This window comes from Shewanella sp. 553, from assembly GCF_059338375.1.
The window spans coordinates 413,623-438,827 of record NZ_CM181701.1 but is presented as its reverse complement, the minus strand read 5'-3'; the positions used below and the strand labels follow the sequence as shown (position 1 = coordinate 438,827).

22 protein-coding genes are annotated in these 25,205 nt (G+C 50.3%); all 22 read right to left on the bottom strand.

The window, feature by feature from the left end; genetic code table 11:
• Positions 1 to 56: 56 nt before the first annotated feature.
• The gene (locus AC5YBZ_RS02040) at positions 57 to 1,199 is read right to left on the bottom strand and encodes an ABC transporter permease (RefSeq protein ID WP_494520199.1); all 1,143 of its coding nucleotides are present in this window, start codon (positions 1,197 to 1,199) and stop codon (positions 57 to 59) included.
• Between the two features lies 1 nt (position 1,200).
• On the bottom strand, positions 1,201 to 2,370 hold the full coding sequence (locus AC5YBZ_RS02035; protein WP_494524784.1) for an ABC transporter permease: 1,170 nt from the start codon (positions 2,368 to 2,370) through the stop codon (positions 1,201 to 1,203).
• 4 nt (positions 2,371 to 2,374) lie between these two features.
• Positions 2,375 to 3,346 carry an HlyD family secretion protein gene (locus tag AC5YBZ_RS02030; RefSeq protein ID WP_494520200.1) on the bottom strand — a complete coding sequence of 324 codons (972 nt, stop codon included), beginning with the start codon at positions 3,344 to 3,346 and terminating at the stop codon, positions 2,375 to 2,377.
• 2 nt (positions 3,347 to 3,348) lie between these two features.
• Positions 3,349 to 4,803 (bottom strand): TolC family protein, encoded by a 1,455-nt coding sequence (locus tag AC5YBZ_RS02025; RefSeq protein WP_494520201.1) that lies wholly within the window; start codon positions 4,801 to 4,803, stop codon positions 3,349 to 3,351.
• A 240-nt stretch (positions 4,804 to 5,043) separates the two neighbouring features.
• Entirely contained in the window at positions 5,044 to 6,492 is a 1,449-nt protein-coding gene (gene tldD, locus AC5YBZ_RS02020; protein WP_494543370.1) for a metalloprotease TldD, read from the bottom strand.
• 64 nt (positions 6,493 to 6,556) lie between these two features.
• Positions 6,557 to 7,387 (bottom strand): carbon-nitrogen hydrolase family protein, encoded by an 831-nt coding sequence (locus AC5YBZ_RS02015; RefSeq protein ID WP_494520203.1) that lies wholly within the window; start codon positions 7,385 to 7,387, stop codon positions 6,557 to 6,559.
• Entirely contained in the window at positions 7,311 to 11,576 is a 4,266-nt protein-coding gene (locus AC5YBZ_RS02010; RefSeq protein WP_494543369.1) for a YhdP family protein, read from the bottom strand. Before AC5YBZ_RS02010 ends, AC5YBZ_RS02015 begins: the two co-directional genes overlap by 77 nt.
• Positions 11,576 to 13,078 (bottom strand): ribonuclease G, encoded by a 1,503-nt coding sequence (gene rng, locus AC5YBZ_RS02005; protein WP_494520205.1) that lies wholly within the window; start codon positions 13,076 to 13,078, stop codon positions 11,576 to 11,578. The genes AC5YBZ_RS02010 and rng overlap by 1 nt, the downstream gene beginning before the upstream one ends.
• Positions 13,079 to 13,145: 67 nt before the next feature.
• The gene (locus tag AC5YBZ_RS02000) at positions 13,146 to 13,727 is read right to left on the bottom strand and encodes a Maf family protein (protein WP_494520206.1); all 582 of its coding nucleotides are present in this window, start codon (positions 13,725 to 13,727) and stop codon (positions 13,146 to 13,148) included.
• Positions 13,728 to 13,729: 2 nt separating this feature from the next.
• A complete protein-coding gene (gene mreD, locus AC5YBZ_RS01995) occupies positions 13,730 to 14,218 on the bottom strand; it encodes a rod shape-determining protein MreD (RefSeq protein ID WP_494524286.1) in 489 nt (162 codons plus the stop codon).
• Positions 14,215 to 15,090, bottom strand: coding sequence for a rod shape-determining protein MreC (gene mreC, locus AC5YBZ_RS01990; protein WP_494520208.1), 876 nt, complete (start codon positions 15,088 to 15,090; stop codon positions 14,215 to 14,217). The genes mreD and mreC overlap by 4 nt, the downstream gene beginning before the upstream one ends.
• 124 nt (positions 15,091 to 15,214) lie before the next feature.
• Positions 15,215 to 16,264 carry a rod shape-determining protein gene (locus AC5YBZ_RS01985; RefSeq protein WP_494520209.1) on the bottom strand — a complete coding sequence of 350 codons (1,050 nt, stop codon included), beginning with the start codon at positions 16,262 to 16,264 and terminating at the stop codon, positions 15,215 to 15,217.
• A 221-nt stretch (positions 16,265 to 16,485) separates the two neighbouring features.
• Complete coding sequence (locus AC5YBZ_RS01980) at positions 16,486 to 19,197, bottom strand: DUF8470 domain-containing protein (protein WP_494520210.1); 2,712 nt, start codon at positions 19,195 to 19,197, stop codon at positions 16,486 to 16,488.
• Positions 19,190 to 19,639 carry an MSHA biogenesis protein MshP gene (locus AC5YBZ_RS01975; RefSeq protein WP_494543368.1) on the bottom strand — a complete coding sequence of 150 codons (450 nt, stop codon included), beginning with the start codon at positions 19,637 to 19,639 and terminating at the stop codon, positions 19,190 to 19,192. Before AC5YBZ_RS01975 ends, AC5YBZ_RS01980 begins: the two co-directional genes overlap by 8 nt.
• On the bottom strand, positions 19,629 to 20,453 hold the full coding sequence (locus tag AC5YBZ_RS01970; RefSeq protein ID WP_494543367.1) for a PilW family protein: 825 nt from the start codon (positions 20,451 to 20,453) through the stop codon (positions 19,629 to 19,631). Before AC5YBZ_RS01970 ends, AC5YBZ_RS01975 begins: the two co-directional genes overlap by 11 nt.
• Positions 20,453 to 21,028, bottom strand: coding sequence for a prepilin-type N-terminal cleavage/methylation domain-containing protein (locus tag AC5YBZ_RS01965; RefSeq protein ID WP_494543366.1), 576 nt, complete (start codon positions 21,026 to 21,028; stop codon positions 20,453 to 20,455). The genes AC5YBZ_RS01970 and AC5YBZ_RS01965 overlap by 1 nt, the downstream gene beginning before the upstream one ends.
• Positions 21,018 to 21,464: a pilus assembly FimT family protein gene (locus AC5YBZ_RS01960; protein ID WP_494543365.1), complete on the bottom strand. Its 447-nt coding sequence runs from the start codon at positions 21,462 to 21,464 to the stop codon at positions 21,018 to 21,020. The genes AC5YBZ_RS01965 and AC5YBZ_RS01960 overlap by 11 nt, the downstream gene beginning before the upstream one ends.
• A gap of 172 nt (positions 21,465 to 21,636) precedes the next feature.
• On the bottom strand, positions 21,637 to 22,161 hold the full coding sequence (locus AC5YBZ_RS01955) for a type II secretion system protein (protein ID WP_494543364.1): 525 nt from the start codon (positions 22,159 to 22,161) through the stop codon (positions 21,637 to 21,639).
• A 15-nt stretch (positions 22,162 to 22,176) separates the two neighbouring features.
• Positions 22,177 to 22,695, bottom strand: coding sequence for a prepilin-type N-terminal cleavage/methylation domain-containing protein (locus AC5YBZ_RS01950; RefSeq protein ID WP_494543363.1), 519 nt, complete (start codon positions 22,693 to 22,695; stop codon positions 22,177 to 22,179).
• A 58-nt stretch (positions 22,696 to 22,753) separates the two neighbouring features.
• Positions 22,754 to 23,377, bottom strand: coding sequence for a prepilin-type N-terminal cleavage/methylation domain-containing protein (locus AC5YBZ_RS01945; protein WP_494520216.1), 624 nt, complete (start codon positions 23,375 to 23,377; stop codon positions 22,754 to 22,756).
• 75 nt (positions 23,378 to 23,452) lie between these two features.
• Positions 23,453 to 23,938 carry a hypothetical protein gene (locus tag AC5YBZ_RS01940; RefSeq protein ID WP_494543362.1) on the bottom strand — a complete coding sequence of 162 codons (486 nt, stop codon included), beginning with the start codon at positions 23,936 to 23,938 and terminating at the stop codon, positions 23,453 to 23,455.
• 48 nt (positions 23,939 to 23,986) lie between these two features.
• Positions 23,987 to 25,204: a type II secretion system F family protein gene (locus AC5YBZ_RS01935; protein WP_494524279.1), complete on the bottom strand. Its 1,218-nt coding sequence runs from the start codon at positions 25,202 to 25,204 to the stop codon at positions 23,987 to 23,989.
• Position 25,205 lies beyond the last annotated feature (1 nt).

Here is a 25,205-nt window from a genome sequence, read left to right as displayed (position 1 = left end):
ATAAGCCCGCTTACTCGCGGGCTTATTATTTTTTACCACAGCCTAAACGATTTAGCTCAGTGAGCCACAGCGCGATTGAGTCGATAACGCACCCCAACATAGGCGAGCAGTAGATACCCTAACGCCAGCGCCCACAACTGCCACCACCGAGGCACCACATCCGCCCAACTGGCGCCTAATTGATTAAGCTGCAATATACCTTGGATTGACGGCACAGCCGGGATCAACTGCGACAACCCAATCAGCGGCGCAGGAATCAGCTCCAGCGGCCATACAAAACCAGACACAAACAGAATGGGCATAGAGACAAGTAACAAAGTTTGCGTTGGCAAGTCTCGACGACTAAAAAGACAACTAAAAGCCACTCCAGCCAAGGCAGTCGATAAGATAAAAGGCACCAAAAACAGCGCCACCTGCAACAATTTTCCCTGCACGCTCACGCCATACCAGTAGTAACAAAAACCAAAGTAAAAGCTAGTCATTACGCTATAGATGAGACCAAGGGTGGTAACGCGCGCGCCGATCAATTGCAGCGGACTCATGTCGCTCCAGTAACCTTGTCGCCCCCATTGGCCCGCGCCTAAAATGCTGCCGCCAATAAGCAAGGTTTGATGCAGCACTAACAGCAATACCCCAGGCACCACATAAGCGGTATAGCCTAGTGATGGGTTAAATGCAGGCACACTATTGAGCTTAATCGGATTTAAGTCTCGCTCAACCTGCTTAGCCGAGCGACCATGGGCCAGTAGACCATTAAACTGCACATATTTACCCGCATCGATCCCCGCGGCGGTTAACCCCTCAATAATCGCCGAGTAGATCAGAAAATAGTTGGCATCGCCGCCATAGGCCAACGTCACCCCTTCTTGTCGCAGTAAATCGCGCCTAAAGCCCTCGGGAATAACTAAATAGCCATGGGCCTTGCCACTGACAATCATCGCCTTGGCCTCATTGATGCTCGTCACCTGTGCGACCACATCTAACTTAGGGTTAGCGTCAGCATGGCGGATCAAACGCCGGCTCAAACTAGAGTGGTCGGCGTCAAGTACCACTATCTGCTGCAGGGTCGCCACTTCATTGAGATAAGGTAAGGGATAAAGTACAGCATAAAACAGCACACCACCAAAGAGGGTGATAGCGATGGCCTTATCGGTCACGATTGATTTCAACTCAGCCCAGATCAATGCGCCAAAGTTCATATTAGCGCTCCTCATTGTGAGCCAGATTATCGACAGCCGTGGCCGAAGCTTGGGCTCTAGACTTGAGGAAAACGATTAAGGGCAATAACAGTAAAAAGCCCCAATAGCTGCCCAGTTGCTGCACGAGTATCGTGCTGGTCTGATCATAACTGACCACGCCAATATGAGTGTCGATATAATGGCTCGATGGCATCACCAAACGCCACCACTGGGCCAATATCGGCATCTCTTGGGTGGGAAAGGTCACCCCCATAAAGGCAAACGCCGGTGCAAAGAGCGCGGTACAAAAACTGATCACTCTTGCACTGTCTTGTAGTAGCCAAAAAATGGTTAACACCAACAACCAGATTGCCAGCAGCATCACGAATAGCCCCAACAACAGCTGCCAGCTGTCTCCCGCCAGCGGTAAGCCTAAATAACGATATAAAAGACTGAAAATCACCGCGCCGTGTAATAAGAGTAGTGGCATATACAGCCCTATTTTAACGGCGATCACTCGATAGGTGCCCAATGACCACCAAGGCTGTGGATGCCCGAGACTTAACTCACGATTGAGTGAGTTGGCAAACACTAACATGGCGATGATCTGCAGCAACGCCAGTAGCACGGGTGGCAGTAAAAATACCACATAATTATTGTTAGCATTATATAAGGCGCTGGTTTGGCTACTAAGGGCATTGATATTGATCTCAGCCTGAGCCATAGGCACACCCGCTGCGAGCTGCTTAATCAGCGCCTTTTGCTGCAGTGCTGTGGCAAGAGTCAACTGCAGTTGGCTTGAAAGCAATTTTCCCACCAATAAATATTGGCCGTTATAACGAATATCGATAGTCGGCTGATGGCCCGTCAATAGGTCGTGGTTAAGTTGATAAGGCAATACGACCATGGCATAAGTGTTTGAACGCTGCATCGAGGCTTTTGCTTGCAGCACATCAGGGTAATGCAGCGGTTTTATCACAGAGTTGGCTTGAATTTGCCTCACCAGCATGCGGCTAAGCTGGCTTTGATCTTGGTCGACAATGGCCACAGGCAATTCACGTGGCACACCTGCGCTAAACAGCCACCACAGGCCAAATACCCCAAGCAGTGGGATATAGCTGATCAGCGCCAGCTGCCAAGGATCATGCCACAGCGCATTTAACTCTCGTTGTAAAAGCTGCCTAAAGGGCATCACATCAACGCACCAACAGGGTGGTCATACCGACGCGCAAATCGGCAATCGGCTCAGTGGGTCGCAACTCCATTTCAAAGGTGCGCATATCAAAATCGTGACCACTCTCGGTCGAGCGCCACGTGGCAAAATGGCCCAGCACACTAATGTGATCCACCGTAAAGGGGTAACTGGCCCCTAAGGCCGGGATCTGCACTTCTAGCTGTTGGCCGACTTTATAGTCTTTGAGTTGATCTTCGCGTACCTGAAAAATCGCCCACACATCTTGCATGTCGATAATGCTGACCACAGGAAAACCGCTCGGGGCCAGCTCGCCACTTTGCAGTAACACCTCACTGACTTCACCCGACTTGGGTGAACGCATCTGGCTGTCGGCTAAAATGGCACTCACCTCATTAACCGCCCCTTGTGCCATCCGAGCGTTACCTTCGGCGGCCGCTTTAATCTCTTCACGTGCCCCTTCGTCGGTCATTTGGTACATGGCATAGGCTGCTTGCTCGGTATACTTTGCCGCCTGCCACTGGGTAAAGGCTTCGTCACGTTTTTGTCGAGCCAATACCCCTTCAACAAACAGGGCTTCTACACGTTGATAGGTAGTTTGCGCCAGCGTTGCGGCGGCCTTGGCTTTAAGCCATTGCTCTTTAGCGGCGGTGATTTGCTGCTTACGTGCGCCATTATCGGCTTCTTGCTGCTTGGCCTTAGCGGCATCGCGCCCACCTTGCGCCTGCATCAACTTGGCGTTGAGTTCTGGACTATCGATGGCAAACAATAGATCGCCACTAGCCACCTTATCGCCACGGCGCACTAACACCTGCGATACTCGGCCCGGAACTTTGGAGGAGATATTGTATTCACGCGCCTCAATTTGTCCCTGCAAGCGCTCGGGCACTGGGGTGTAAGCCAAGGTCAGTCCGTAAGCTAAAATAGCCACCAAGGCCAGTAACGCCACAATGGCTACAATTCGATTGGTGCGCATGTTTATTTCTCCTGTGCGCCGCGTGCGCGACCGATAAATTCATCTAACTGACCACTGACCGCCATGAGCTTGGCATAAGCCACCACATAACGGTAACGCGCCGCTAATTGCTGGGTGGCTACGGCGCTAAGTTTTAACTCGGCATCGACCTTTTCAATGGAGGTAGATAATCCTTGGCTAAAGGCTAAATCACGTAAGCGTTTATTTTCGTGAGCTAAAGACAAAGACAGATCTAAAGACTTCACCTCCTCTTCAGCCTGTTGTAGCTGACGATAACTCTGGTCGAGCAGCAGGCTCAAGTCCTGTTGCGTCTGCGCCTTGGTGTAGCGCGCCTGTAATAGTGCGCTCTTAGCGGCTTCCACCTTGCCACTGCGACCATCACGACTTAATAGCGGCACCTTCACCCCGACACCCACCATCCAGTCGGGCTCCACCTTGGCAAACAGGCTGTCATCTTCATACAGGGTATAGTTACCGTACAAAAACACCGTTGGCCGATAGCCGCCTTTTTCTACATCGATAAGCCCTTGGGCTTGGGCTTCTTTCGCTTCGAGTAGCTTCAGCGCCGGGTGCTGAGCCAGCATCAGTTGGCTTAATTGCGGCAAAGAGGGCGGCGTTGGCAGCAAAAACAAGGGCGATGCGGTATCGACCGAGGACTGATGTAACATGCGCGACAAGGCTATTTGGGTCATCTCTAACTGACGTCGAGCACTAGCGTGATCGACCTTGGCATTTTCTAATGCGACCTGAGCATTAAGGCGCTCGACCTTAGCAATTTGTCCTTGCTGCTCCAACTTAAGCGCATGCTCGGCATGCTCGGTGAGCGATTCAACCAACTGCCCTTTGGTACTGGCTAACGCGTGGCTCACCGACACGGCGTAATATCGCTCCACCAGCTGCACAAACAGATCGCGAGTCGACAGTTGGTGCTCTTGCTGTTTTTCCACCACGTGGGCAGCTTGAATCGCTTGCGCCGCAGTGATGCGCCCGCCGGTATAGATAGGCCACATCGCCTGTAGGCTAGCGCGAAAAATATCTTGTTCGGTAAAGGGGGTCACAAACAACGATCCGGGAATGGCACCAATCGCCCCACCTAAGGCTGGGGGTAAACTGCCGGGGTCGAGGCTAGCCAACGGATTTAGATCGCGCAGATCCAGCTCAATGGGTTGCTCTAACCGGGTATAGCTACCGTTCACAGAGAGAGAGGGAAAGTTCAGCGAGTCGGTGGCGCTTTGCTGCGCGGTCGCCCGATTCACTTGTTGCTCACTGGCTTGCAGCTTGTCGCTGACCTTCAGCAGTTGTTGCCACGCATCGGCAAATTGAAGCGCCTTAGCGGCATCAATTTGAGCCGCTGTAGGTTGAGTAGTTTGAGCGGCAGTGTCTGACACTGGACGCGCAGTTTGTGCCATAACGCTGCTCACGCACAGTGATAACAATATGCTGGTTAAATATTTCATTAGCCCCTCTAGAGTTATAACTCTAATCCTTGGCGGATGTTAACATCCATCCCATATAAGTAGTAGCCAGATGGGCACAAACACACTCGATACTGTCTGCATCTGTGCTCAACTTCATTCAGACTATCACTCTGTATGAATGAAGTTGAGCGTTAGGTACGCTTTACCTATCCGATTGACCGACTCATATTACGCTATTGTGGCCTGAGCCAGATCAACATAGCTCGAATGAGTAATACCTTACGCGGTACCACCCACGGTTAAGCGGTCCAGTTTAAGGCTAGGCTGCCCCACCCCGACGGGCACGCTTTGGCCATCTTTACCACACACGCCAACCCCTTTATCGAGGGCCAAATCATTCCCCACCATAGAAATTTGCCCCATGGCCTCTGGCCCATTACCGATCAAGGTTGCGCCTTTAATGGCTTGGGTTATTTCGCCATTTTCAATGAGATAAGCTTCAGAAGCCGAGAAAACAAATTTACCCGATGTGATATCCACCTGACCACCGCCAAAGTTAGGCGCATAAATGCCCTTTTTTACCGACTTAATGATATCGCTCGGATCGGACTCACCCGCTTCCATGTATGTGTTGGTCATACGCGGCATAGGGAGGTGGGCATAAGACTCGCGGCGACCGTTGCCCGTCGATTGTTCGCCCATTAGGCGCGCATTGAGCTTGTCTTGCATATAGCCTTTTAAGATACCGTTTTCGATCAAGACTGTCTTTTGGGTCGCCACCCCTTCATCATCGATGCTCAGTGAACCACGACGATTAACTATGGTGCCATCATCCACCACCGTCACTAGGCTAGATGCCACCTGTTGCCCCACTTTGCCACTAAAGGCACTGCTGCCCTTGCGATTAAAGTCACCCTCTAGGCCATGACCGACCGCTTCATGCAGTAACACGCCCGGCCAACCTGCGCCCAACACCACAGGCATTTCACCAGCAGGGGCATCGATGGCAGTTAGGTTCACCGAGGCTTGGCGCACCGCTTCGCGGGCAAATCCAAAACAGTAAGGTAAGCCGGTCTCATCGGCATCAAATAGCACCTGATAATCATGACGTCCACCGCCACCACTGGCACCGCGTTCACGTTTACCGTCTTGCTCTAAGATCACACTACAGTTGAAGCGCACCAAGGGGCGGATATCGGCTGCAAGCGTGCCATCACTGGCGGCAACTAAGATCTCCTCATGGACGCCAGAGAGGCTAATGACCACCTGAATAATGCGACTGTCTAAGCTGCGCACATAGGCATCGGCTTGTTTAAGTAAGGCAATTTTCTTCACCTCTTCCATGGCCGCGATCGGGTCAGCACTTTGATACAGCGATTGCACCTGCTGTCGTTTCCAGGCTTTAACTTGGCCACTGTTGCCCGCCGCCGAAATGCCGCGCGCCGCTTCAACGGCCGCGTTTAAGGCGTTAGGGGTAATTTCATCGGCGTAAGCAAACCCGGTTTTTTCACCTGAGATCGCCCGCACACCCACGCCGCGTTCGATATGGAAACTGCCATCCTTAACGATGCCATCTTCTAATACCCAAGATTCGTGACGACTGCCTTGAAAATAGAGATCAGAAAAATCGACCTGATGCTGATGAATGCTATTTAAATAGCCTTGCAACTGAGCAAGCGACAATCCATCTTGCAATAAGCTCTGTTCTACTTGGGTTAAAAATGGCATTAATACTCTCTCTTTAGCTCGCCTTGTGCGAGTTATTTCATGATTCATTCAATACCCAGATCGCTTAGGATCTGAGCTTAGGCACGCTAAACCGATTATGTTTAGCCACAGGTATGGCACGGCGAATAGGCGCTAGCTCATCCAGCTCGATAGTCGTTGACAGCCACCCGATTTGCTCATTTTTCTGTGCCACTATGTCGCCCCATGGGTTTATCACACAACTGTGACCCCAGGTTTCGCGACTGCCCTGATTATGTTGCCCCCACTGCGCCGCAGCCAAGACAAAACATTGGTTTTCTATCGCCCGCGCCTGCAACAAGGGCTGCCAGTGTGCCTTGCCAGTGACGTTAGTAAACGCCGCAGGCAGCACAATGATCTCGGCGCCCATCTCTCGCATGGCGCGAAACAGGTCGGCAAATCTGAGGTCGTAGCATATCGCCATACCGACTTTACCGAAAGGTGTATCGACCACAGTGATCCGCTCTCCTGGGCAAAAAGTCTCACTTTCGCGATAGCTTTTAGTGCCATCGGCCACATCCACATCAAACAGGTGCAGCTTGTCATAGTGGCCTAACGTAGCGCCCTTATCATCAAACAGATAACTGCGGCTATAAACCCGTCCATCGTCGGCTAAAATCGGTATCGTGCCGGCCACCAGATAAACCCCATATTGCGCCGCTTTTTGCGCCAAAGCCTGCTTTAGCGGGCTGTGCTGGTCAGTACTTGCATAGGCGAGTTGCTGGCTTTCATGGCCACCAAACAACAAACAACACTCGGGTAACACCACTAGATGTGGCTGCGCACTCGGCGCTAATAGCTTAAGCTGCTCGTCGATAAATTGAAGATTTTCGCTGACATCGCGGCTGCTTTGACATTGTAATAAGCTGACCTGCATACACTGGCTCCTTGTTATCACGGGTCGAATTGGCGCTGGAAAGATTGCCCTGCTGTTTTATCGGTTTTGGCGACTCATTAAACGCTGGCCGCGCCTCAACCGCTGGCTGTGGGATCTCAACTCCTGCGGCGTTAGTCTCAATCGGCGCCTCGTCTTCCATTGTGGTAGGCGACGTTGCCTTGGGCACTACTTGCTTGCGCAGATGTTCTGGCAGCACAGACTCGGGGATCTCTATCTCTTTACTCTTACGCTCGAGTTCTTCGAGCTTAGGCTCTGACATGGTACCTGTGAGCCTAAAGCGGATTTCTGAAATCACCTCAATCACAGGTTCTAGCACCTTGGTCAAGGCAAATGCCCCCAAGCCTAAGGTCCAACCGCCAGTACTCAGTAATACCACAGTCGGTACACTGGAGGCCAGTTGCGGCACGAAGCGAATATCATAATTTAAGCTTTCGGTGGTCAGGTCGGTATAACCGCGCACCCGCATATTACCGGCCACGGCATCCATCTCAGAATCTGTGGTTTTAACCACGCCATTGTCTATCTTAAGCGTGCCAGTAAAAGAGGTAAAATAGAGCCCTTTGCCAAATACGTCCGAAAAGTCCAGCGACAGCTTACGTAGCAAAGAATCTAGGCTAAACAGCGAGAAAATCCGCGCGCCTTTATCACTGACTTGCGACAGATGACCTTTACCTAGTTGATAGTTCACTTGGCCATTTAAGGTCTCTAACGAAAACGCATAAGGAGCACCGGCCCAAGATAACTGGGCTTGCAGCGCCACGGGCGACTCTTGAAGCCCTGTATTTATGCCTAAACGTTCTGACACCTCATCGAAGGTGTTAGCCTTAAGATCTAGTTCAAACTCGGTACGATTTTGCTGTTCGCGATTAAGCCAAGCCCCTTTGCCCTTAAGGGTGATACCTTCAGTGGTGAGCGAGATCGTCTGAATTTGATAATTGCCATTTTCAGGTGAGGCTTGCAACACCAGATGACCTAAAGGCTTATCAAACACACTAAACTCATCGACATCGATGGCCAATGGCGGCAGATGGTTCAAGACGGTGTCTTGAGTAAAATTCGCAGCTGACGACTCGCTTTGAGTCGCCACAGCAAAGTCAAAATGACTAGCAACCACCTTGATTCCTTGGGTGGCCCAATCGGGGTAAAAATCGATGCGACCTAAAAACTCTTTGGCTTGCCCCTCAAAACGCCAGCCATGCTCTGTGGTGTGACCTTGCAACGCCAAATCGGTCAGCGGCTGACCAAATAACAATAATTTATCTATGTTGCCATCGAGAGAGATAAGCGCAGGAAAAAATCCACGCTCGACCGCCTTATCTTCCACTATCTCGGCGCTCATCAAGGTTGAGGCGATGCTATGATCAGGATCTATTTGTGGGGATTTAGCCGTTGATGACTCTGGCGTTAAGGCCTTAACCATGGCCGTATCGAGTTCATCGGTACTGGCGGGCACGGCCGCTATCAATGCTTGGATAATAGGCAGCCACTGCACAAAATCGGTCTCGGGCAGATCCAGTTGCAGGTGACCTTTATCGCGGCGTAACTCATCTCCGGGCTTGAAGGTGCGCCCCAGTAGCAGGTCAAAATGAGCTAACTGGCCGGCCGATTGTTCATTGAAACCGCCCCAAAATTCGAGTTTCTCCCCCAGTTTGGCTCCCAGTGACGATTGCTTGTTATCACCGATGAGTTCAAGGGATAGGTTAGTGGTAGTGTCGGCGCTTTTGGCAAAATCGCCGGGCAAGGTAAGGCTTACGCCCTTAAGATCGCTGCTGATCTGCGCTTGCATGCGATAACCCAAGGGGTCGAAAATTAATGTGAGCGCGCCAACCCAATCGAGGTTGCCCTGATAATAGTCACTCAAGGGGTTGTCTAGCATGGGCGATAAACCATCGAGCTGCCAACGCCCCAGCATATCCAGGTTTAACCCGTAATTCTGGTTAACCTTACCAGTGTCGAAACTCAAAGAGATGGGTTGATCGAATAACTGCGCCGTAATGGCCTCGCCCGTGACCACTTCATTGACAAAATAGATCTTACCCGTCACATCATTGAGCTGTACGCCGGGTTGACTGATGTACACCGGCGTCTGGTTAAAGGATACGCTGCCACGAATATCTTCTTGACCACCGTCATACAAGGGAATGGTCAAGTCCAACTTGGCATCGACCTCGCCTTGCACCTGCACCACCTCAAGCGTGGCACCAACGCTATCTCTGAGTGGCGACTGTAACAATACGGCGGTTGCCGCATCGCCATGGGTGTGCAGATCACTTTTGACGGTTAAGACAGTCTCCTTCCCCATGCGGGCAATGCCCACATGAGTACCGTCGGCGACCACATCGAGTAGTTTGCCCTTCTCGACCCAGATATCCATGGCCGCATTTTCAAATAAGGCACTTAAGCTCAAGGCGTCCACTTCGGGCCAATCGGGCACAAATTGATAACGCGCCTGTTGCAGGGTAAATCCCGCCTGAAACACACCACTGTTATCGTCATAGGGGAAGTTGGCTAAGGGGCCATGCCATAACACCTTGGCATCGTCACTGCGTCCAGCCTTAATGGCGCCAGTCAGGTAATCGATTAAGGTGTTACTCATGCCATGCTGCGGAAAGTAGCGCTTAGCATTGGCAGCATCTTTCACTATCACATCGGCCAGCAAGCTCAAGTGTACCTTATCAGCAAACAGCATTTTTAGGCCGGCGTCGAGTCGTAAATCGGCATTGGCAAGCTGTAAACGCGGGGCGATCAGCGCCGCCTTGTCCATATCATACTTAACGGTTGCTGGCTCACCACTTAGACGCAGCGGCTCAGCAAAGCCGCTATCAAAGTCGATGCGATAATCCTGCTTAGGTAACGACACATACAGGTCTGTACCATCAAGGCCAAGCACGACATCGATAGGGCCACTGCCCGGGATACCTTGCTCATATAGCCAAGCCAGCTGTTGTCCCTTGGCAGAAAAACGCAGCGCGGGCGCAGCTTGGTTAAGCTCATACTCGAGGCGCGCATCGACAATCGAGCCGCTGGGCGACATCGCTTGCCAAGTATTAAGCCCAGCCAACTCCATACCCGGTACCAAGGGCAGCAGCGGCAGCAGCACACTGGCGTCGAGCCGATTGATCGCCCCTTGTAGGCGATCTTGTTGCTGACTCAGGCTGACATTAAGCTCTGGCCACGCTTGCTGATTAGTCACAAAGGCTAAATTGTGACTGGTTAAGTGCCAACCTTGGCTGGTAGGGGCCCAATTAAATTGCCCCGCTTGGATCTCAAATTTTTGCTGCTCACCATTTAGCTGCCACTGTAACCAGCTAGGGGTAAATGCCATAGTGGCAGACGTAATTTGCCGCCGTGCAAAACTAGCCCACGCCTGTAAGTTCACCACTCCTTCAAGCGGTAAACTGCGGTTTTTATCGTAAGGATTAACTTGTTTTGAAGCCCATTCACCGAGATCTAACGCGTTAGCGGCAACATAGAGTTGGCCGATCAATTCATCGGGGCGACTCCCATCACCATTAATATCGACACGAAGTGATAAACGCTCGACCTCGGAGGCCCCATGGTCGAGAAACAGTTGCCCCTGGCCACGATGAGAGTCACCAAGATTGCGCCAGCGCAAATTATTGATATGAATAGGCGGATATTGATGTCCATCGCTGAGTAGCTGCATTTTAACATCGGTAATGGCAAACCTATCGAGCTGCTCTAATAGCAACTTATATACCCAGTCGGTATTGGCTGCAGGCCCACTCGATGCTGCGTTAGTGCTAGCACTTGAGTTTAATTGATCGATATTTAGGGCGACTTGCACCCCTTCAAAAATGACATTCTCAATTTGTGGTGAGGCCGACACTAGGCTTTGCCAAAAGTCGAGTTTCACATGCACATCTTTGATCACTAAAGTAAAAGGTAAATTATTTTGCGGTGGTAGCACCAAGTTTTTAACCGTCATCGCTGGCCCAAACGCCTGCCATTCAGCGGTCAACTCGGTGACATTAACCACGACTTGGTATTCTTGTTCGATATAGCTGACCAGCTGCTGACGCACCTGATCCAGCTTGGGGAGCAAACCACGAAACAAGCTCACACTAAGGGCAAACACCACCAAAATAATCGCTAACGTTTGCCAGCATAAACGGCCAAAGCTACGGGGACAAAATGAACGTGACACTACATTATCACCACATCAAATTTATTCTGCGCATACATAGGCTCACTCTGCAGCCGTACCCGCTTACCGATATAGGCGCCCAGCTCAGCTAATAAATGACTCTCTTCACCGGTTAAACTGGTGTGCACGGCTGGTGAACAATAGACTAAAAACTCATCGACATCATAGCCACGGTCGAGGCGAATGATCTCACGGAAAATTTCATAAGAAACCGTTTCCACCGTTTTTAAGGTACCTTTACCTAAACAAACCGGGCATTCACCACACAGCACATGCTCTAAACTTTCTCGGGTGCGTTTACGGGTCATCTCGACTAGGCCAAGGCCTGAAAAACCACTGACATTGGTTTTTACTCTATCGGTCGCTAGGGCGGCTTCTAAGGTGGTTAATACCCGTTTTTTGTGGTCTTCATTAAGCATATCGATAAAGTCGATAATGATAATGCCACCTAAATTACGCAGCCGCAGCTGACGGGCAATGGCATGGGTCGCCTCGAGGTTGGTGTTAAAAATGGTTTCTTCAAGATTACGATGGCCGACAAACGCGCCAGTATTGATATCGACCGTGGTCATGGCTTCGGTTTGATCTATGATCAAGTAACCACCAGACTTTAGCTCGACCTTGCGCCCAAGGGCGCGCTGCACTTCATTTTCGACATCATAAAGATCAAAAATGGGCACTCGACCCGAGTAGTGCTCAATCTTCTCGGCGATCTCCGGCATAAACTCTTGGGCAAATTGCAGCAGCTCTTCATAGGTCTGGCCCGAATCCACCTGAATTTGGTCCAGTTCGGTGCCGACAAAATCCCGTACAATACGCACCGGCAACGCTAAATCTTGATACAACAGCGCCACGCCAGGACGTTTACGGCGCTCGCTGACCTTACCCCAAACACGGCGTAGGAAGGCGGCATCTTGTACTAGCTCTTGCTCGCCCGCATTTTCGGCGGCGGTGCGGATAATAAAGCCGCCATCTTCATCAACAAAAGGCTCGGTTAACCCTTTTAGGCGGGCACGCACCTCTTCAGACTCGATGCGTTGCGATACCCCAATGTGGCTTGAACCCGGCATGAAGACTAAATAACGCGAAGGCAGGGTGATGTCTGTGGTTAAACGCGCCCCCTTAGTGCCCAAGGGATCTTTCACCACTTGCACCATAATATCTTGCCCCTGACGGACTAGCTCACCAATGTCACGCACCACAAAGTTGCCTTTTTCTACATCGGCGACACACTCGGTATGGGGCACAATATCAGAGGCATGCAGGAAGGCGGCTTTATCTAAACCGATATCGACAAAGGCGGCTTGCATACCGGGTAATACACGGCTGACTTTGCCTTTGTAGATATTGCCAACCAAGCCACGCTTCATGCGCCGCTCGATATGCACCTCTTGCAAGATGCCATATTCAACCAGGGCGACCCGGGCTTCGGTCGGCGTCACATTGATCAATAACTCAGAACCAATCTTACGCTGCACTCTGTTTTTGACAATGTGACTCATGACTACTCACTTACTCTAATTTAAGGCGTTAGCGTTATTCCCAACACTACAGCTAATTGGCTCAAAATTATAAGACCTGCATCTCGCGCAGCAGGGCTTTGGTTTCCACTAAGGGCAAGCCAACAACCGCCGAATAGCTGCCTTTGATCGCTTCGACAAAACACCCACCGAGACCTTGTATGCCATAGGCTCCGGCCTTATCCATCGGCTCTTGGGTGGCAATATACGCGAGGATATCTTGTTGTGTTAGGCCACAAAATTGCACTTTAGTTTCAACGAGACACGATAACGTCTTGGTGCCATCGGTCACGGCCACCGCCGTCATCACGCTATGCTCGCGCCCCGACAACTGCTGCAGCATCTGCTCGGCATCGGCTGCATCTACTGGTTTACCTAAGATCTGTCCATCGAGCACCACTATGGTATCCGAGCCCAATACCACCGCGGGTGACTGGCCGTAAAGCGCCAAGCCAGCTTGCGCTTTTTCCACCGCTAGACGCTGCACAAACTGGGCGGCGGTTTCACCTGCTTGGTGACTCTCATCGATATCGGCAGCTAATACGTCAAAGCTAAACTCGGGGGAGGCCATGCCAATTTGGGCTAATAATTCGCGGCGACGCGGCGACGCTGAGGCTAATACTAATGTCATGTTTATCTCACTTTATAGGTGCGCCGCACCCGTCTGAGCATCCAGAAGACCCAAGGCCAGATGATTAAACTCGATACGGCAGGTAAAAACAGGCTGACATCGAAACGGGCCACATCGACCACAAACTCAATCCAAAATACCACCAGATGGTGCAAGCACACCAAGCAGGCGATCACTAAGGCTTGTTGCCACATGGGGAAGGTGCGCAGGCGCTGAAAATGCAATACCACCACATAGACAACTAATGACATCGACAGAGCCCGAATGCCCAAATGTGCCCCAAGTAAAATATCCAGCAGTACGCCTAAGATCCACGCCGATAAAATATTGTATCTGTGGGGCAACGCCATCGCCCAGTAGATCATCACCAGCAAGACCCAATCGGGGCGCCAACCTTCGACGATGCTAGGTAATGGCATGATTTGAAACAACATCGCCACCAGAAAACTTAACCATACGACCCAGCGGCCGTTGGGAACATGCATACTCATGGTGTTACCTCTACCGCAGCGTCATCCGGCTTGTCAGTCTCATCACTGCTAGGCGCAGCATAACCATCGGGCCACAGCAATAGCAGATAGCGAATTCTGTCTAATGCTGCCAGAGGCTGGGCAGTAACGGTGGCGTAACTCTGGCCATCGTCTTTGCCGACGCTGATAATACGCGCCACGGGATATCCTTCGGGAAAACGCTTACCTAAGCCAGATGACACCAAGAGATCGCCCACTCGAAGATCGGTACTCTTCGCGACGTGGCGTAGCTCCAGTTCGTCAATTTCACCCGTACCTTGCACCATCAGACGCACATCATTGCGGGTTACTCGCACCGGAATGGCATGGGTAACATCTGAGATCAATAACACCCGGCTGGTGAGTTCGCTAATCTCTACCACTTGACCGACCACGCCGTGAGCATCGACCACGGGCTGTCCGACAAACACGCCACTGCGTGCACCGTGGTTTAATACCACGTAATGACGATAGGGATCGCTGGCCACTTCCATCACCTCGGCGACCACTTTTTTGGCATCCATATGCACAGGAGACCCCAGCAGGGAGCGCAGACGATCATTTTCTTGGCGCAGGTGTTCAAAACGCTGCAAGCGTTCACTCATTAGCAGTTGTTGGCGTAGTAGCTCTTTGTTTTGCTTAGCCAGCATGTTACGGGTCGCCAAGCTTTCTGCCGACCAGTCAAGTACCGCACCTGGAATGTTGGCAACGTATTGTAAGGGGCTTAAAATGGAGGAGATGGATTGACGCACAGGCTCAAGCCTATCGTTAGCCACCAACAGGATCACCGACAACATAATTGCCAATGTTAGCCTGAATTGATTTGAAATACCGCGCGCAAAAATGGGTTTCATAAAACACTTAAGGCAGCTACCTGCGGCGACTGGGATAACAACTCGACTCGAGTCGTTTGGCTAAATGAGTACAAAAAGCGCATAAACCAGGTTGCCAGCATTAAGCTGCCTAAATTAAGTCGAATTAATTTTCTTCTGAAAAGAGATCGCCGCCATGCATATCGATCATCTCTAAGGCTTTACCGCCACCACGAGCGACGCACGTTAGTGGGTCATCGGCCAGCATCACCGGAATACCGGTTTCTTGCATCAATAAACGGTCGAGATCACGCAGTAGCGAACCACCACCGGTGAGCACCATGCCGCGCTCAGAGATATCTGATGCCAACTCTGGCGGCGACTGCTCTAGCGCCACCATCACGGCACTAACGATGCCAGACAGTGGCTCTTGTAGTGCTTCTAAAATTTCGTTGCTGTTAAGCGTAAAGCTGCGCGGAACCCCTTCGGCAAGGTTACGACCACGCACTTCAATTTCCAGTACTTCATCACCCGGATAAGCCGTGCCTATGGTGTGTTTAATCCGCTCGGCGGTGGCTTCACCAATCAGGCTGCCGTAGTTACGACGCACATAATTGATGATGGCATCATCAAACTTGTCACCACCAATACGCACTGAAGAGGAGTACACCACGCCATTAAGCGAGATAATTGCCACTTCGGTGGTACCACCACCGATGTCGATAACCATAGAGCCTGTGGCTTCCGACACTGGAAGACCTGCACCTATTGCCGCCGCCATTGGCTCTTCAATTAAATAGACTTCACGCGCACCTGCGCCCATCGCCGATTCACGGATCGCGCGACGCTCCACTTGAGTCGCCCCAACAGGCACGCACACCAACACCCGTGGGCTTGGACGAAAAACGCTGTTGTTATGCACTTGCTTAATGAAATGCTGCAACATTTTCTCGGTGACATAAAAATCGGCAATCACGCCATCTTTCATTGGCCGAATGGCCTGAATGTTACCCGGTGTACGGCCCAGCATCTGCTTGGCTTCTGTGCCCACAGCGGCAACAGACTTTTGCCCACCACTGCCGCGTTCGCCACGAATAGCAACAACCGAAGGCTCGTTTAACACTATGCCCTCTTCGCGAACGTAAATTAAGGTGTTTGCCGTACCCAAATCGATCGAAAGATCGTTAGAAAAAATGCCACGCAGCTTCTTGAACATGTAACCAGCCTGTCTCAGTCGAGTCGGAAAAATAAAAATCAGGTAACTTTATCAATCACCCCCCGATTCCACAAGGATATTATGCCGATCGCACCATAAATATCTGTTCATTTGTGAGGGTTTGTATCACAAGTGAGATTACTGGGCTAACCCTGCATCTCATCGTAAGAATTTATACCGCCCATCGCATCATCATAACCAGTTAACAAGTCACTATTGGCTTAACGTACTTCACGCCAAAATATCACCTTGTCGTGACCTCGATAAGTGCCAAAGTAAGCATTCGCACGTGGATCGTAAAGCGTGGTCGGTGTCGAGCCATCAAAATTCCAATACCACTTTAACCACGGCTTAACGTGTTGCTTTAGCGGAACCTCACCGGCAGCATTTGGCACAGAGAAATAGCTATAGCCTCGACCTAAACTAAGGCTGCCACTCTGCAGGGTTAAAGTGGGGTTACTGTAGGCGCGGATGGCAGGAAAGCCTGCCGGCGGTTGCATATATAATCCCTCAGTCGATGCCTCGGTTGCATCGAGTGAGGTTTGAGTATTGTAGAGTGAGCAGTTATCTATGCTGTTAATCACCCAAGTGGCCTCTCCTGTGGACGCGACGCTGCTAACATATTCGGCGCGCAGCGGCAGACGTAAACTTTCAGACTCTGGACCATAACCATTTTCTAACGCCAAACGCCCGTACCTAAGCGTAAATGCATCACCATCGGCGATATCGGTAAAGGTAAAGCTTCGGCAGCTGCCAGCAGCGTCATCCTGATAACAGATCCCGTCCTCGTCACTCACATCTGCAATCGACAAGGTCAAATCAAACTTGCCATCAAATGGTGTGAGCGGCGTTGGGCTGCGCAGATAATTGACTTGCGCGCCAATTAATTCGGCAACATTAGGTGTGCTCAGATAATTAACCACGCCCGATAACGCTGGAGCCAGACTATCAGCAATCGCCGCCCTGCTAGAGGTATCGAGATACTGACGCCCGCCCCAGCTATTACGCTGCTGAACATCTCGATGCTGATAGCGCCACCACTCACCCTGTTGATAATTAGTCGTCACGCCATTATTGGCACTATAGCCCACCACTTGTATCCTTGGCTCGGCTCCCGCGGTAAAACTAAAGGGTTGGTTCATATAGGTGAATGTACCGCAGCTATGAGTCACTTCAGGTATGTTACCCGTGATCCCCAAATAAGCGGGAGTAAAGCGGCCAAACACCTCACTGCTCGACTTGTCGATAACAATGGTAACCCCGTCATAATTTAATGCAGAGGACAAGGCTACCTTCATGGTGCCCACTTCGTTCCAGCTCTGCTCGCTAATCGAAAGTGCTGTTTCGGTATTAGATAGCGTAAATTCAACCGATGCTAGCCCTAAGCTACCATCACTACCTGAGCTAGGCTCCACGACTTGCGAGCGCATACCAAATCCTGAGTAGACAAAATTTTGCAACGCGTTGTTATCGCTAAAATCACTGTCGCCATCACTTTGCCAACAGGCCGCTTTTACCTGCATAGCAAACGGCTCAGCGGCAGCGGCTAATATTTGACAATTTTCATCATAGGGATCACTAGCATCGCAACGCTTATTACTGCCGCCATTGAAAAAGTGAAAACCCGCTGGCGCGGCGGTAAAGGTATCACTGTGACTCAAGGTTAAGGTATCAGTGCCACCGGTTGGTAAATTTACAGTATGAAGATGCTCTGCCGTTAACCTGACGACACCAGCCTCAGGATAATTGGCACTCAATGTCGCCACCCCTTGCCCATTAAAATGAACATCCATGCTACTTGTGGTGCCAGCATCGATCTCTGTGGTTGCAGTGGGCGCAAGTAGACTATTGAGGGTTAATTTAGCTGGGTTGTTGACGGCTGATGGACGCTCGTAACCTAAGCTGAAATGAATCGTCTTGGTCTGATCGGCAAACAGAGGCTGACACTGCTGAGTCTGGGTATCTTTGGTTACCGCAAACAAATTAAAGTTAGTGCTGTCCTTACAAGACAAGGTGTTAGGCACATCGAAGTAGAAGCCCGTATCTTCAAAATTCAACAAACATTGTGAATTATTCACCAAGCCACCGTCGATATAACAGCGATAGGGCGCACTTGGCGCCGTGGCACCGAGTCCTACCGACACGGAACCGCCATCGGTGTGCCACAGTTGTGTTTGGGTATTACCGCTAAAACTCACATCGCTATATTTATGACTATTTTTAGTAAGCTCGACCGAACTCCGCACACTTGACTCACTGGAACAATCATTGTTGATGCAGGCGCGCAGCGTGATCGCTTTAGCCGCGCAGCTGAGTGCGCCAGAGGTAAATTCGACGCGATAGTGATCGATTATGACGGGATCGATAGGTTCTTTGTTACACATGCCGCCGAAGTCAGCATCTTCTATGGCACTGGGGTCAAAATCCACATTACCATTACCTGTAATATCTAAATCATCCCCAGATGCTAATGCTCCACTAATACTAGCATTACCAGTAAGTTTGACAGTACCAGCAACATAAATGATGGCATTAAGCACATTTTGTCCTGCAATCGATAAATTCCCTCTGACATAAATAATTAAGTTCTCAGCCTTGCCAAATTGATTCACACTGGCCTGATTTAAGGTCAAATTATCAAAATACAAACGCGTGCTTGCACTATTAGTGCGAATATAATCCCCTTGTTTCACTTCACCATCAGCAAAGTTATAATCTATATTATTCAATAAAATAGAGCATATAGAGGCGTCATTCTTACCATCACATTCCAGATTACCAAGTTCAGGCCCAATATCTGTAGGTGGCATTAAACCAGGATCATGATTACCAGAAGGGGGGTTCGTAAAAATATTATCGCATTGTGGCACTGCCAATACAGACAGAGGCATCAGTATGATGAATAGCATTGAGCTAACAAATAATTTACTCACGCGCCTCGACCTCTACTTTACGGTTAACTCTCATGCAATTATCACCGTCACATGGCCCTGCGAAGCAGGTGGCTTCACTGCTAATAAGATACTGCACTGCGCCACTGTAATCGCTCGCTCGGCATGTAAGCTGGACGCTACACCCCTTAAAGCCCACCACATTGGGTGGCGTCCAAGATTGAGCGCTGTAATCGCACTCTCCGGCGCTCGCATCGAGCGGAAATAAGCGTGCTAGCGCCACATCGGCGCCACTGTTGGCTGCGGCAAAAGCCCGAGTGCCCAGCACCTCTAAATTCACCTGTTCGTCAGCATCTTGCACCACATTAATCAGCGCCGAGGCCAGCAAAAACATCACTGTGATGACAAACAGGCCGATCACCAAGGCGCCACCACGCTGGGCACTCAAGGTCGATGATATTATAGGGTTCGTCTTAGGGGACATTGATCACCTGCACTTGGTGCTGATATTGAAATGTTTGACCGTTAACCTCAAATAGTGGGCTTAACTGCACCACCGCATTATTCATTAAGGTTCCAGGTGTGTAACGAATGGGCGCGTCACTGATGAGATTATTCACCACATTTTCGGCCATCAATACCCCAGCCCCCATCTGAGCGGGGCTAGGCTGAGCGGCACTAAGATTATAGCCGCTATAACGCCTCACCTCGCCGCTGGCCAAAAAGCAGTAACTGACGGACTCCGTTACCGTAAAATAGCGCCGCTGCGGCGACGCTTCATCAAAACGCACCGCGCGGTGAAACTCCACCAAACTGCCATTCACCTGTTTAATATCAAACATGCGCCCTGTCGTCCCTGCAGGCGTTGCGCCATAAACATGCGCAGCCGTTAGCGGGTAAACTACCATTTTATGAGCCTCATCAATCGTTTGTGATGGCTGCATAATACTGCCGCTAGCGGCAGCCCCACCTGGCGCGATAGGCAGTTGCAGGTAACTGGCACTGCTCATGATGGGCAAATATTCGATGCACTGGTAAGTGGTCGATGCTGGGGTAACGCGGATGCTATTAGGCAGCGCGTTACGTAGCTCGCGCGTCATACGCTCGATGGCAAATCGGCTTTGGCTCAACACCTGATCGACCGAAGTCGATTCAACAAAAATACGGGTGCCCAGCACGATAAAACTGCTCACGCCGACCGCTAAAATCCCTAAAATAATGATCACTGTGACCATCTCCACCAGCGTAAAGCCTGAGTGCTGGCGGCGAGTATGAACACTTAGGAAGCGATTGGGCATCAGTAGTTACTCCGCAGCGCGTTATAGACGATGGCTTCGCCACTGGGCGTGATCACCGTAATGGTGATTAATTTACTATTGCTATCGCCATTAGGGTAAGTAACCTGCACCGCAAGTTGATAGTTGGGATATTCTTGCGCATAGGTGCGCGAGGAGTTAAGCATGAGATTATCTTGGGAAAGATTATGGTAATCGTCCACATCACGATAGGCATTACGGTTTAACCCAGCGGCACCAAAGTCACTCTCTGCGGTGCAGGGTAAGCCTGCTGGCAAGCCTCTCTCGGGGCGCGCTGCGGCGCCGCATGCTGGCACGCCGCCATTAGGGTTGGTGTTTTGATCGTAACGTTTGCCCCAAATTTCATTGAGTAATGAATGGGCTAACTCGGCAGAGCGCACACGATGCAGAGTCTCGGCGGCGCGGTCGGCTTGGGGAAACAGCATGGTCGATAGCATCACCAAGGCGATGCTGAGCACTAACATGCCGACCACCAATTCAATTAAGGTAAACCCTTGCGCCCCATGATGGCCTAGGCGGCGGATAAAGTAACGGCCATGGTAAGTGTTAGCGTCCATGGATATAGCCCTGACTTTCAATCCTAAGCGTTAACACCTCATCAGCGCTCACCTTAATATCGCAGCCATTACTGCATGCGGGGACACTGCCGTCACGGGCAAATTGCAGCGCAAACACCGACAGGCCGTTAAGGCTTAATGCTGTGTTATTGGGCAGTGCTTGCGCTGTACCTGTCACGATAACGCTGCTGCAATCCTCTTGGTAGATCATCATCCGGTAGGCCTTCTTATCGACATTGACGCCATAGCAACGGTCTTGATTATTCATCGCCATCAACTGCACCCGTCGCAATTCGGCGATAAACTCATCTCTTAAGGTGAAGGCACTAAAATTGCTAGCAGAAAAAAACCGTGGCAACACCACCACAGACAAGATGGCAATCAACATGATAGTGGTCACTAACTCCACAAGGGTAATGCCTTGCTGTTTTCCCATTGATATTCCGCCCACAAACCGCTGATAGCGTTATATTTTCTAGTAACTCAATGAGTATGGCAAATAATGCCGCCCATTTCAGATTTTTATAGCACAGCTTGGTAAAAATGATGCGTATAAAAAGCAGTGACAAAAAAGGCCTGCTAAGCAGGCCTTTTCATTGGGTATTTTATTAACAACCCGTGGTCACGCTGGTGATAGTTATACTACCAGGTGCATCAAGGTTGTTCTGATATTGGACATAACAAGCGCCTGTATCCGGTGCATCTGCTTTAGGGCTGTCTTGCCCTTGAGGGTAAAAGTAGATGCTCTTTTCTGCACCGACTTCCAAATAAACCCACTCAGTCGTCTCATCGTCAGCTGACTCAAGAGATACATCGATATCCAAAACATGCTCTAAGCTGCCGGTCCATTCTGCAATAGGATGTCCATAATTGAGCTTTACAGGGGTTCCGGCAGCATCAACTTTAACAGTTGGACCGTCACCAACGCCCAGCGCTTCATTCCCGGCAATCAGCGACTTGGAATAGATAAGGCTATCGCCCCCTTTCAGCGCCGCCTCTAAGCCGGCGATGGTCGATGCGCGCGCATCACTCTGCAGATTGATAAACTTAGGCGCGGCGGTAACCGCTAAAATACCTAAGATAATGATCACCACCACTAATTCAATCAGGGTAAAGCCTTGTTGCTTATGCATTTACGATATTCCTTATTAACAACCTGAATCTTCAACTTTATATTCTGGTGAAGCACCTTGCGCACCTGGAGCTTTATACTCGACCCAGCACTTAGCAGTATCAGAGGGGGCTTTATCTCCAGGGTGGATGATTATCGCATCCTCAATCTCGGTTGTAACGCTAGGAGAGTCAACAATGATCCATTCAGGTGATGTTGAAGTGGTATCAATATCGAGCACCTCAACGAGATCGGCTGATGCATTATTTACGTAGCCGTATACCGCATTCACCTTAATATCGTTATCTGCATCAGTATCACCTTTATCATCAATAATTACCTCAGCAGTAGGCTTAGACTCTTTGCCTTGAATCGCGGCTTTAGAGTAGACTAAGGCATTCGCCCCTTGCAGGGCAGCTTTTACCCCTTCTAATGTCGAGGCGCGTGCATCACTCTGCAAGTTAATAAATTTAGGCGCGGCGGTGACGGCCAAAATACCTAAAATAATAATCACCACGACAAGCTCAATAAGCGTAAAGCCTTGTTGTTTTTTCATGCTATGTTTCCTTTAATTAAAAATAATAAATTATATAAACGACTTAGGCTTAATGACATTAATGAGTGAAGCTCACTACTGCACCTGTTGCGGGGTTATAGGTCACCCCTTTACCCACATCTAAATCTGGAGTCGGAGTGGCAATACCACTAGCTTGATCTAATGCCAATGAATTGACTTGATGATAAACACACAAATCGATATTACTGACTAGATCACCATTGAGATCAACCGCGCTGCCCCCACTACCGTCTAGCACTCTCGCAGTAAACCTTTGATTACGCGCATCTTGGGTATAAAGCACATTACGCGGTGGGCTCTGTAATATGGCATTAAATACCTCTTGGCAACTGGCATCGCTCATCTGCGTGACATCACTGGCGTTAGGCACTGTCGCTGTTGGAAAACCAAAGCGGGGATCCAATGAAATGGTGGTGCCGTCGAGTACGACACTGTTCGCATTGCGACCATCAACTTCCCACTGTGAACGCACAAAGCTAACTGCAGTGGCAAGCCCACCAGCAACGCCATCGACACTGGCATCTTCGGCATCATCGGTCACATTCAGAAAACGCGGGATCGCGGTTGCCGCTAAAATGCCCAAGATCACGATGACAATAACTAACTCAATAAGCGAGAATCCTTGCTGCTTTAGTCGTCCCATCTTGGTGGTCATATTCATATTTATTGCCTCTATGGTATATAGCGCTAATTCTAACAGTTAAACAAAAATTAGAAACTATTGATATCTCGATATTTAGTCATTATTACTCCAGCTCACTTGTCCGCTATTTAGCTGATAAATTAACTTGTCACCATTGCCGCTGACATACTCACATGCTGGTCCATTATCTGTTGTCGCAACCATCACATCGACCCTGTCAGGTTTGGGTCCCAGTAGCTGTAGCCACAACTGCCGGCATCCAGCCTCATCGGCGCGCTCAAGCGTTGGCAGCCCTTGTTGATTAATCAGCACTGGCTCAACGCTGGTGCTGGACTCACCTGTCGACCAGTTCAGCAACAAGCTGTCGGGTCGGCCTTGGCTTAACCACTGGGAGCGCACCATGGCGAGTACATTCACTAACCGGGTATGTTCCACTTTCAGCCCTTGGTTAGAGACTTGCTCGACACTGCCCATAAAGCGAAAGGCTAATACGGTTAAGATAAGCAACACCACCACAATGGCGATCATCTTGCCATAAAGCTGTATTAGTTCACTATCGGCGAGCTGTTGACGCTGCATCTAACACCGACCCAATGCCTGCCGAATATAAGTCCGTTGCCTCATTTTTCACCCCCCCTTGACCGCGTTGAGCATGTCCCACATCGGCAAGTAAATTCCTAGGGCCAAAATCAAGACTATGACTGCGACAATCCCAATTAAAATAGGTTCTAATTTTGCGGTGAGATTTTTGAGATCATAATCGACTTCACCTTCATAAAAATCGGCGGCATCGTTAAGCAGCTGATCGATTTGTCCGGTTTCTTCACCCACCGCCACCATTTGCAACACTAGCGGCGTAAACAACTGACTCTGATTCGACACCCGCAGCATAGAATCACCCGACTCGATACCACGGCGCATCGCCACGATGCGGTCATGCATATAGGCGTTGTCGACTGCATCGGCGACGAGGCTGAGCGCCTGAGTCATTGGCACGCCAGCGCTGAGCATCATCGAGAAGCTACGGCAATAACGTGATAGGGTCGAGCGCTCGATAATGCTGCCCACAGCAGGGATCTTGAGCTTCCACTGATCCCACTGTTTCTCGCCCTTCTCGCTGTTATGCCAGTAGCGGATCCCAACAAACCCCAGCAGCAGCCCCAGCAATAATAGATACCAATAATTGACAAAAAAGTTCGAGGTGGCGATCAACAATTTGGTGGCCCAAGGCAAGTCAGCACCAAAACGAGAAAACATCTCGGCAAACTTGGGGATCACCATAATATTAAGCACCACCATGGCCAACGCTACGGCGATTAATACAAAAATGGGGTAGCGCATCGCGGCTTTAATTCGACGGCGCGTCTCTTGTTCGCGCTCGATATAACCCGAGAGCTGAATAAAAGCATCTTCGAGCTTACCCGTGTTCTCTCCCACATGGATCATCGACACAAACAGCGCATCAAAGACATCTGGATGATGATTCATCGCCGACGATAAGGGCCGACCAGCGGTCAACTGCTCAGAAATATCTTTTAACGCCAGCTTCATTCGCTGTGAATGGGTGCTCTCCGACAACCCTGCTATCGCGCGTAAAATAGGGATCCCTGAACGTGTTAATGAGTACATCTGCCGAGTAAAAATTTGTAACTCATCTAACCCTACCTTGCCTTTAAACAGGGTTCCTAAATTAAAGTCACGCTTAGGTTTAGTTTCAATCAGCTCTAGAGGGATCACCGCGCGCGACATTAATTGGTCGGCGGCGGCGCTTGCCGATACGGCGTCGAGCCGTCCGGTCACCGCCTTGCCTTGGGCGTCTCTACCACGATACTGATAAACCGGCATG